Genomic DNA, 10,299 nt, shown 5'->3' with positions numbered 1-10,299 from the left:
GAGCAGCACGCACCGGCGAGGCAGCTCGGTCCGCTCCAGGGGCACAGCCCCCGGCAGATTGTCGATCCCGATGTTCGAGCAGATCCGGGACTCGGCCGCGGACGCCGGGCGGCGTCGCGAGCTGACCGGTCGGATGACGATCGAGCTGGTGCGGCACGCGGTCGCCGAGGAGGAGTACCTGTACCCGGCCGTGCGCTCGCATGTCGAGGGCGGCGCACAGCTCGCGGACGAGGCACTCGAGGACCACGCGCTCGTCGAGCGGCTGCTCAGAGATTTGGAAGACACCGAACCGGGGCAGCAGGAATTCGAGCAGACGATGACACGGCTGGTGGAGGCGGTCACCGAGCACGTCCAGGACGAGGAAGGCCGCCTCTTCCCCCTGCTGCGGGCCGCCTGCTCGACCGAGCACCTGAACGAGCTGGGGGAGAAGGCACGAGCCGCCAAGGCCGAGGCGCCCACCCGCCCGCACCCGGCCGCGCCCGAGAAGCCTCCGGCCGACAAGCTCCTCGGGCCCGGCGCCGGCCTGGTGGACCGCGCCCGCGACATGCTCAGAGGTCACGGCCGCTGAGCGGACGGGCACCGACGCGGCCCGGCGGCGGAATCCGGTGATGTCGGCGACGGTCGGGGAACACGGCAGTCGTGAGAATCGGGTTCACCCTCCTCACGTGCAGCACTGTGCCCCACGGCGGCGTCAGCGACGCCATGGGGGAGGGTGGGCCCAGGACGGCGCTGGGAACGGGCGAGTGGGCTGCGGAGGGCCTGCGGAGGGCTGCGGTGTGGCCGGCGCGGAAGCTCAAGGAGGCGGTCATGCGTGCGAAAGATCTTGCTGAGCCCTACCCCTTCGTGACCACGGACGACGAAGCCGTGGCCGCCGCACGGTTGCTGGCCGAACAGTCCTTGCCGGCCCTGCTGGTGCTCGATCTCGACGGGCAGCCGTATGCGATCGTGCCCGGCTCACAGCTCATCCGACAGCTTCTCCCCGCTTATCTCGTCGACGAGCCGCAGCTCGCCGCCGTGCCCGTCGTCGGCGGCGAGCTGGCGGAGCGGCTGGGCGGGCTCTCGGTTGCCGAGTGGGTGCCTCGCCGCCTGTACCCGCCGCAGGTCGCCGGGCCGGACGCCCGTCCGATGGAGGTGGCGGCCCTGATGGCGCGCTCCCACTGCCCTCTCGTGGCTGTCATCGAACGCGACGGCGATCAGGTCACGCTGCTCGGCACGGTCACGGCCGCCCGCCTCATGGAGCACTTCATCCGACAGGCGTGAGGCCCAGATGGCCGACGGGCCCGGCGTCGGGTCCGGACGAGGGTGCCGGTGCGGCAGGCTGGAGGCTGAGGGGTACGGAGGAGGGCGCCATGGGTGGTGGTGTCGTAGCCGCCGGTGTGGACGATTCGGCGGAGAGCAGAGCGGCGACGGCATGGGCCGCGCGGGAAGCGGTCCTGCGGGAAGCCGGGCTGCGCCTCGTACACGTCGAGGAGTGGCCGCTGCCGCTGGCCGTCGCGGTGCCGACGATCGACCGGGCGGATCACCGCCGCTGGGCCGACGACCTTCTCGACGGCGTTCGCGACGCGACGCTGCGGGACCATCCCGGTCTCGCGGTCGAGACGCGCCGGCTCTCCGGCAGACCCGCCGCCGCGCTGGCGGCGGAAGCGTCGAGGGAAGACGTGGAGCTGTTGGTGCTCGGATCGCGCGGACTCGGCACGGTCTTGGGGGTCCTCACGGGGTCCGTGGGCATGGCGGCCGTCGGGGCCGCCCGGACGCCCGTCGTGCTCGTGCGGGAGAACGGAACCACGCCCGGCGGTGACGTCGTGGTCGGCACCGATCTCGGCGGCTCGCAGGACGCCGTGCTCGGCTTCGCCTTCGCGGAGGCGGAAAGGCGGGGCCGCCCGCTGCGTGCCGTGCACGGCTGGACGCTTCCTGTGGCGTTGAAGGCCGAGGTGGCGCGCAACGTCGCCGAGGAACTCCACGCCGAGCTGCTGCCGTGGCGCAGCGCCCATCCGTCGGTGTCCGTCGTGGAGCGCCCCGTCATGGGCGCGGCCGCCAAGGTGCTCGTCGACGAGGCTGCCGGAGCCGAGCTGGTCGTGGTCGGCCGACGCGAGCGGCGCTCTCCACTGGCCCCGCACATCGGCCATGTCGTCCACGCGGTGATCCACCACTGCTCCTCACCGGTTGCCGTGATCGCCCACCCGTGACGCCGGAAACCGCAGACGCCGCTCCGATCCGTGACGCCGATCCGCCGCCGTCAGCGAGCCACTGAGCAGCACGGACATAGACTGACCGCCATGGCACAGACCCCCGCAGCCGACGTCGACAGCTACCTCGCCGGCATCGTCGACATCGCGGGTGACCGCGGCCGGGCCCTGGCCCGGCTGCGCGCGCTCTGCCAGGCCGAGCTCACCGGCTTCAGCGAGACGATCGCCTACGGCATGCCCACGTACACCCGTGACGGCGCCGCCGAGATCTCCTTCGCCAACCAGAAGCAGTACATCTCCTTCTACCTGATGCGCTCCGACGTCGCCGAAGCCTTCGCCGACCGGCTGGCCGGCCAGGACATGGGCAAGGGCTGTATCCGCTTCCGCAAGCCCGACAAGATCGACTACGAGCTCATCCGCGATCTGCTCGCCGCCGTCGCCGCCGCACCCGGCAAGATCTGCTGAGCCCCGCGCCCGCGCGGGCCTGCCGGCGGATCAGCCCGCGGGAACGGCGTGGCCGGTCCCGCTGCGCCGGGCGTAGCGCCGTGCGATCGGCTCGGTGCTCAGCCCGTGCAGCACGATGCTGACCAGGACGGTCATCACCATCACGCGGGCGATGAAGTCCGCGTTCTGCTCCGGAAGGTCGATGACCGCGAGTGACCCGAACACGATCGATGTCACGCCCCTCGGGCCCATCCACCCGATGAACAACTTGTCCGCTGGTTCCAGCCCCGTTCCGGTCAGCAGCATCAGCACGGGGACGATGCGCACCAGAGTCACGGCGAGCAGCGCGTAAAGGAACGCCGAGGCCTGAAAGTCGTCCGCGAAGACGTTGTTGACGATCTGGCCGAAGAGGAACCAGAGCGCGAGGGACATTAGGGTCACCAGATCTTCGGTCATTTCCCCCGCGCTCTCGGGCAGACGCTTCATCGCCGGGGCGAAGCAGACGCCGGCCACGAACGAGGCCACGAAGCCGTTGCCGCCCAGCGCCCCGGAGAGGGCGTACGCGGCGATCGGTACGGCAAGCACGCCGAGCCGCACCGCGGTCGGCCGGCTCCACCCGTGCGCCCATGAACGCCCCAGCAGCCACCCGCTCGTCCAGCCGACCGCGATACCGGTGGCGACGGCCCAGGCGGACGCCACGACCGCCGACAGCAGCGCATCCACGTAGTCGGCGTGCGCGTCGTGTGATTCGACGCCGACGGCGACACAGAGAAGAAAGACCGGCGAGACGATGCCGTCGTTGAGCCCTCCTTCGACGTTCAGGACGTCCCGCAGCCGGGCCGGGATTCTGCGGTCACGGACGACGGCCGCGGTGGGCGCGAGGTCCAACGGGACGACGACCGTGGCCAGGAGGGCGAGCAGCCACGCCGGCTGACTGGGAAACATGAGATATCCGGTCAGGAAGGCGGCGAAGAGCGTGAGTGGCAGCGCGGCAGCCAGCAGCCGCGCGACCAAGCCCTTCTCCCGCCTGATGACCGAGCCGGGGACCTCGACGGCGTCCACGAAGAGCAGCAGGGCAAGAATGACTTCGACCGCGTGCTCGAACACGCTCGTGTCGAGATCGAAACGCAAGGGTGGATCGGCCCCCGCGGTCATGGCGACACCCGCCGCAATCATGGCGATGGGCGCGGTGATGCTCCACCGGGAGAGTCTGTGCGCGAGAAGCGACCAGACGAAGAGGATCCCCGCGATGACCGCTACGGCGAGCATGCCGGCCGCCTTCCCACACTGCGTGTCCCTGGTCCGCACAGAGCCTATGGCAGGTGATCCACGGGGCCCTCTCCGACGCGTTCGGCGACGGAGTGGGAGCGAGATGGCCCGTGCGGGCGTCCTCGGGCGACCGGTTGGCCTATCAACGGGCGGCTGGGCTTCCGGGCCGGCGAGGCAGCCGAGCCCGGGCCCGAGGGCGGCCCGCGGCAGGTGTACCGGCTCGTGATTGCCGGGCCGTCAGCCCGTCAGCCGTAACCGTTGGCCGCCCTTCGCTCGGCTTCGGCCGGCAGCCGGGCGGAGTCCTTCGCGCGCGGACTCTACCGGCGCAACTTACGATGAGCTGTGGATCACTCGGGGCCGAGAGACGGGCCGGTCCAGGGCCGGCAGGAAGCAGGCTCACATGGCTGAGCGGCTCAAAAGGTCGGGGTTGGTCGGCGAGATGTCGTCCGAATTCCTCGGCACCATGGTTCTCATCCTCTTCGGTTGCGGCGTGGTCGCCCAGGTGGCCCCGGCCGGCGCCCTCACGGACCCTGTGGGCGGCCTCGGAGACCACGACAGCATCGCCTGGGCGTGGGGCCTCGGCGTCACACTCGGCGTCTATGTGGCTGCGCGGCTGAGTGGAGCCCACCTCAATCCCGCGGTGACGCTGACCTTGGCCGCTTTCAGGGGTTTCCCGTGGAGCAAGGTGGCGCCCTACGCGCTGGCCCAGACCGCGGGCGCCTTCGTGGCGGCCCTCCTGGTGCGGTGGAACTACAGCGAGGCGCTCGCGAAGGCGGACCCCGGCCACACCATCAAGACGCAGGGCGTCTTCTCGACGCTGCCGGCCAACGGCAATACCAATCTGCCGGTGTACGAGTGGGGCGCGTTCCGGGACCAGGTCATCGGCACCGCGATCCTGCTGCTGCTGATTCTGGCCATCACCGACCTGCTGAACACACCCCCCGGTGCAAATCTCGCGCCCTTCATCATCGGTCTGGTGGTGGTGGCGATCGGTATGGCATGGGGCACCAACGCGGGTTACGCGATCAACCCCGCGCGTGACTTCGGTCCGAGGCTGGCGAGCTTCCTCACCGGCTACGGCGGAGCGTGGCGAGATCAGTACGGGAACTTCTACTTCTGGGTGCCGATCGTCGGACCGCTGATCGGCGGTCTGGTCGGAGCCGTGGTGTACAAGTTCTTCGTCGGCAGGTTCCTGCCGACCGCGGAGCCCGAGCCGCCCGGACGCGTTCCCACCCCCGAGAGCTGACCGGCCTCGTTTCGAGGCCGCCGGCCCAGTCCTTCCCACAGAAGAGGCGAATGCCATGGCGGACTTCGTCGGCGCGGTGGACCAAGGCACCACCAGCACCCGATTCATGATCTTCGACCACGTCGGCAACGAGGTGGCGAGGCACCAACTGGAGCACGCCCAGATACTTCCGCGGTCCGGTTGGGTCGAACACGACCCGGTGGAGATCTGGGAACGCAGCAACTCGGTGATACAGAACGCCCTCCGGCACGGCAACCTGTCGCCGGACGACCTGGCGGCGATCGGCATCACCAACCAGCGTGAGACGACCGTCGTCTGGGACCCCCGCAACGGCCGCCCCTACTACAACGCCATCGTCTGGCAGGACACCCGCACCGACTCGATCGCGGCCGCGCTGGAGCGTTCCGGCCAGGGCGACGTGATCCGCCGCAAGGCGGGACTGCCGCCGGCGACCTACTTCTCGGGCGGCAAGATCCAGTGGATCCTGGAGAACGTCGACGGCGTGCGCGAGGCGGCGGAGCAGGGCCATGCCCTGTTCGGCAACACCGACGCGTGGGTTCTGTGGAACCTCACCGGGGGGCCCGACGGCGGCATCCACGCCACCGACGTGACCAATGCCAGCCGCACCATGCTGATGAACCTCGAAACCCTCGACTGGGACGACGAGTTGCTGGGGTTCTTCAACATCCCGCGGTCGATGCTGCCCACCATCAACCCGTCCTCCCACCGGGAGGCGTACGGGGTGACCCGCACCTCGCGGCCACTGCGGGCCGCCATCCCCATCACCGGCGTCCTCGGCGACCAGCAGGCGGCAACCGTCGGGCAGGTCTGCTACGCACCCGGCGAGGCCAAGAACACCTACGGCACCGGCAACTTCCTGGTGCTGAACACCGGAACCGAACTGGTCCGCTCGGAGAACGGCCTGCTCACCACCGTGGCCTACCAGTTCGGCGACAACCCCGCGATCTACGCCCTGGAGGGCTCCATCGCGGTCACCGGGTCGGCGGTGCAGTGGCTGCGCGACCAGATGAAGATCATCAAGACCGCGGCCGAGAGCGAGACGCTGGCCCGCACGGTCGACGACAACGGTGGTATGTACTTCGTCCCGGCCTTCTCGGGACTGTTCGCACCGTACTGGCGCTCCGACGCCCGCGGCGCGATCGTCGGCCTCGCCCGGTACAACGACAACGGCCACCTGGCGCGGGCCACTCTGGAGGCCATCTGCTACCAGAGCCGCGACGTGGTGGAGGCCATGGAGCAGGACTCCGGCGTCCACCTGGACGTGCTCAAGGTCGACGGCGGTGTGACGGCCAACGACCTGTGCATGCAGATCCAGGCCGACGTCCTCGGCGTACCCGTCAGCCGGCCCGTCGTCGCCGAGACGACCGCGCTGGGCGCGGCGTACGCGGCCGGTCTGGCCACCGGCTTCTGGCGTGACACCGACGAACTGCGCACCCACTGGCAGGAGTCCAAGCGCTGGGAGCCGCAGTGGTCCGAGGACCAGCGGGCGCAGGGCTACGCGGACTGGAAGCGGGCGGTGGAGCGCACGCTCGACTGGGCCAAGGTCGAATAGGCCTGTCCGTCGGCCACTTCGGCCCGCGACCGGGTCGACCTTGACGTTGTATGCCGTTCAGGACGGCCGGGCCGTCACCGAGCCGTCCTGTTCGGCATGCAAACGGACACCCGAGCCGTGGCTGATCCGGCTCAACACCTCGTGCACGGCTCGGCAGTCGGCGCGGGACGCATGCACCAACCGCATCCGACGCGCCTGGAGGGGCGTGATGCGCATTTCCTGGAGAGCGCCGGTGGCCGCATCGACCGAGACGACGTGGAGAAGGCGCAGGTCGTCCCGGTACCGCTCGTAGCCGCCGATGCCCTCGTAGTCGTTGATCAGGTCCCCGCAGCCGTACAGCACGAGCTTGCCGCGGTACACCTCGACCGGCCGGGGGTGATGCGAGGAGTGCCCGTGCACGATGTCAGCGCCCCCGTCGACGAGTGCGTGGGCGAAGCGGACCTGGTCGCGGGGGATCCGGTAGCCCCAGTTGGAGCCCATGTGGAGGGACACGACCGTCACGTCGCCCGGGCGCTTGGCCTGACGCAGGCGAGCCGTAAGCTCCGCCGCCACCGCGGGCGAGGGCTCGGCCGCGAAGTGGACCCCGCTGCGCTGCGGCGTAGCGGCCCAGTCAGGCGTGACACCGCTCGACTCCATGCCGAGGGAGACGACGAGCACCCGCCGGCCGTCCGGAAGAGGGATGCTCGCGCATCGCCGGGCGTCGTCCAGGTCTCGTCCCGCACCGGCCGTGCGCAGGCCGGCGGCTGCCAGTGCCGCGAGCGTCTCGTCCAGCCCTCGTCTGCCGTAGTCCAGGACGTGGTTGTTGGCGAGGACGCAGACGTCGGGACGGGCCACGGCCAGGCAGGGCAGATTGGCCGGGTGCATCCGGTACAGGACCTCCTTGCCGTCCGCCGCGTCGTCGCTGCGGGTCACCGAGGTCTCGAGATTCAGCAGCCGCACGTCCGGCGCGGCGGCGTCCAGCACCTGTAGCGCGTCGCCCCAGGGCCAGGAGAACGGGACGGGCCGGGGGATCGGCCCGTTCAGTGCCTGCGCCATCTCGACATAGGCGCGCGCGTCCCGGACGTACGGCTCGGACAGCGCCGGATCGCCGGGGTGCGGAAGGATCTGGTCGACACCGCGGCCGAGCATCACGTCACCGCTGAGGAACAGGGTGACGAGGTCACCGCCCATACCTCCACGGTATGGGAAAGCGCCAGGGACCAGTGGCGCCCGCTTCGAAGCGACGTCCGGGTCGGCCGACGAGCGACCGACCCGGACCCGAAGCAGCGGGACGGGCTCAGGCGAGGTCGAACCGATCGAGGTTCATCACCTTGTCCCACGCGGCCACGAAGTCACGCACGAACTTCCCTTCCGCGTCCTCGCAGGCGTAGACCTCCGAGACGGCTCGGAGCTGGGAGTTGGAGCCGAAGACGAGGTCGACGGCGGTGGCCGTCCACTTGGCTTCGCCCGTGGCACGATCCCGGCCTTCGAATACGTTCTCGACCGACGTGGACGGCTTCCACTCCGTGCCCATGTCGAGCAGGTTGACGAAGAAGTCGTTGGTCAGTGCCTCGGGGCGGTTGGTGAAGACACCATGTGCGGACTGCCCGACGTTGGTGTTCAGGGCCCGCATGCCGCCGATCAGAACCGTCATCTCGGGAGCGGTCAGTGTCAGCAGGTTGGCGCGGTCCAGCAGCAGAGTCTCCGGCGACAACTTCTCTCCGGCGGGGAGGTAGTTGCGGAACCCGTCCGCCCTGGGCTCGAGCACGGCGAACGACTCCACGTCGGTCTGCTCCTGCGTGGCATCCGTGCGCCCCGGTGCGAACGGGACCGTGACGTCGTGCCCGGCGTTCTTCGCTGCTCGCTCGACGGCCGCGCATCCGCCCAGGACGATCAGGTCGGCGAGCGACACCTTCTTTCCGCCGGACTGCGAGCGGTCGAAGTCCTGCCGGATCCGCTCGAGGGTCTGCAACGTCTCGGCCACCTCCGGCAGGTTGTTGACCTCCCAGTCCTTCTGCGGCGCGAGCCGGATCCGTGCCCCGTTCGCCCCGCCGCGCTTGTCGGTGCCGCGGAAGCTTGCCGCCGACGCCCAGGCAGTCGTGACCAACTGGGGGAGGGACAGTCCCGAGGCGAGGATCGTGCTCTTGAGGGCAGCGATGTCCTCGTCCGCGATCAGTTCGTGGTCGACCTCGGGGACGGGGTCCTGCCACAGCTGCGGCTCGGCGATCCAGGGGCCGAGGTAGCGCGAGAGGGGACCCATGTCGCGGTGCAGCAGCTTGTACCACGCCTTGGCGAACGCCTCCGCGAGTTTGTCCGGGTTCTCGTGGAAGCTCTTCACGATCGGCCCGTAGATCGGGTCCACCTTCAGCGCCAGGTCCGTCGTCAGCATCATGGGAGCGTGCCGCTTCGACGGATCATGAGCATCGGGCACGGTTCCCTGGGCCGAGGCGTCCTTGGGCGTCCACTGCTTCGCACCGGCGGGGCTGGTCGTCAGCTCCCAGTCGTACGTGAACAGGTTGTCCAGGTACCCGTTGTCCCACTTCGTGGGCTCGTTGGTCCATGCGCCCTCGAGCCCGCTGGTGAGGGTCTCGGCGCCCTTGCCGCTGCCGCAGGTGTTCCTCCAGCCGATGCCCTGCTGCTCGATGGGGCCGGCCTCCGGTTCCGGTCCGATGCACGAAGGGTCGACCGCACCATGGCATTTGCCGAACGTGTGGCCGCCGACGATGAGCGCAACCGTCTCCTCGTCGTTCATCGCCATACGCCCGAAGGTCTCGCGGACGTCCCTGGCTGCGGCCACCGGATCCGGGTTGCCGTTGGGCCCCTCCGGATTGACGTAGATCAGTCCCATCTGGACGGCACCGAACGGACCGGTGAGTTCCCGGTCGCCGCTGTAGCGCTCATCCCCGAGCCAGGTGTCCTCAGGGCCCCAGAAGATCTCCTCGGGTTCCCAGATGTCCTCTCGCCCGAAGCCGAATCCGAACGTCTTGAACCCCATTGATTCCATGGCACAGTTGCCGGCGAAGACCAGAAGGTCGGCCCAGGAGATCTTCCGGCCGTACTTCTGCTTGACCGGCCACAGCAACCGGCGCGCCTTGTCGAGGCTGGCGTTGTCCGGCCAGCTGTTGAGGGGGGCGAAGCGCTGAGCGCCGCTGCCTCCGCCACCCCGGCCGTCGGCGATGCGGTACGTCCCTGCGGCGTGCCAGCTCATCCGGATGAAGAGCGGCCCGTAGTGGCCGTAGTCGGCAGGCCACCAGTCCTGCGACGTCGTCATCACCTCGAAGACGTCCCGCTTCAGCGCTTCGACGTCGAGGGTCGCGAACTCTTCCGCGTAGTTGAAGTCCTCACCCATCGGATTGGACCGGGGCGAGTGCTGGTGGAGAACCTGAAGGTCAAGCTGGTTCGGCCACCAGTCCCGGTTCGTCCTGGGCCGAGTAGGCGCGGGAGCCGGGGCGGGGATTACTGGGTTCTCGCTTTCGCTGCCGGACACGTCCGTCCTTCTTCCTGTCTCGGTGTTTCCTTCTGCTGGCTGCTTGCTCTTCGGCGTCCGTATGGTCGCGCACCGCGGACCGCACTGCTACGAGAACACGCAGGCAAGCCCGCGC

Annotated in this window: 9 protein-coding genes and 1 pseudogene; 6 read left to right on the top strand and 4 right to left on the bottom strand. The window is 69.6% G+C overall.

What is annotated here, in order from left to right:
* Nucleotides 1-72: pseudogene (locus ABZ070_RS18895) on the bottom strand (rRNA methyltransferase); the annotation flags it as partial.
* Between ABZ070_RS18895 and ABZ070_RS18890 the strand changes: the two are divergent.
* From ABZ070_RS18890 to ABZ070_RS18875, 4 genes are all read left to right on the top strand, one after another.
* Complete coding sequence (locus ABZ070_RS18890; RefSeq protein ID WP_356635211.1) at nucleotides 71-568, top strand: hemerythrin domain-containing protein; 498 nt, start codon at nucleotides 71-73, stop codon at nucleotides 566-568. The pseudogene ABZ070_RS18895 and the gene ABZ070_RS18890 sit on opposite strands and share 2 nt — an antisense overlap.
* A gap of 239 nt (nucleotides 569-807) precedes the next feature.
* The gene (locus ABZ070_RS18885; protein WP_356635205.1) at nucleotides 808-1,260 is read left to right on the top strand and encodes a CBS domain-containing protein; all 453 of its coding nucleotides are present in this window, start codon (nucleotides 808-810) and stop codon (nucleotides 1,258-1,260) included.
* A gap of 89 nt (nucleotides 1,261-1,349) precedes the next feature.
* A complete protein-coding gene (locus ABZ070_RS18880) occupies nucleotides 1,350-2,186 on the top strand; it encodes a universal stress protein (protein WP_356635203.1) in 837 nt (278 codons plus the stop codon).
* A 90-nt stretch (nucleotides 2,187-2,276) separates the two neighbouring features.
* Nucleotides 2,277-2,651 (top strand): DUF1801 domain-containing protein, encoded by a 375-nt coding sequence (locus tag ABZ070_RS18875; protein WP_356635201.1) that lies wholly within the window; start codon nucleotides 2,277-2,279, stop codon nucleotides 2,649-2,651.
* 30 nt (nucleotides 2,652-2,681) lie between these two features.
* Here the strand turns inward: ABZ070_RS18875 and ABZ070_RS18870 are convergent, their stop codons facing one another.
* Nucleotides 2,682-3,899, bottom strand: coding sequence for a cation:proton antiporter (locus ABZ070_RS18870; RefSeq protein WP_356635199.1), 1,218 nt, complete (start codon nucleotides 3,897-3,899; stop codon nucleotides 2,682-2,684).
* Nucleotides 3,900-4,299: 400 nt separating this feature from the next.
* Here ABZ070_RS18870 and ABZ070_RS18865 point away from each other — a divergent pair, with 400 nt between their 5' ends.
* The gene (locus ABZ070_RS18865; protein ID WP_356635197.1) at nucleotides 4,300-5,145 is read left to right on the top strand and encodes an MIP/aquaporin family protein; all 846 of its coding nucleotides are present in this window, start codon (nucleotides 4,300-4,302) and stop codon (nucleotides 5,143-5,145) included.
* A gap of 55 nt (nucleotides 5,146-5,200) precedes the next feature.
* Nucleotides 5,201-6,718 carry a glycerol kinase GlpK gene (gene glpK, locus ABZ070_RS18860; RefSeq protein ID WP_356635195.1) on the top strand — a complete coding sequence of 506 codons (1,518 nt, stop codon included), beginning with the start codon at nucleotides 5,201-5,203 and terminating at the stop codon, nucleotides 6,716-6,718.
* Nucleotides 6,719-6,775: 57 nt separating this feature from the next.
* Here the strand turns inward: glpK and ABZ070_RS18855 are convergent, their stop codons facing one another.
* Together ABZ070_RS18855 and katG are read right to left on the bottom strand one after the other, a co-directional pair.
* Nucleotides 6,776-7,888, bottom strand: coding sequence for a CapA family protein (locus tag ABZ070_RS18855; RefSeq protein WP_356635193.1), 1,113 nt, complete (start codon nucleotides 7,886-7,888; stop codon nucleotides 6,776-6,778).
* 106 nt (nucleotides 7,889-7,994) lie between these two features.
* Entirely contained in the window at nucleotides 7,995-10,184 is a 2,190-nt protein-coding gene (katG, locus tag ABZ070_RS18850; protein WP_356635191.1) for a catalase/peroxidase HPI, read from the bottom strand.
* Between the last annotated feature and the right edge of the window lie 115 nt (nucleotides 10,185-10,299).

The organism is Streptomyces sp. NPDC006283 (assembly GCF_040613325.1).
GTDB lineage: Bacteria > Actinomycetota > Actinomycetes > Streptomycetales > Streptomycetaceae > Streptomyces.
The sequence above is the reverse complement of the archived record's forward strand: the minus strand, read 5'-3'. Positions and strand labels throughout refer to the sequence as shown.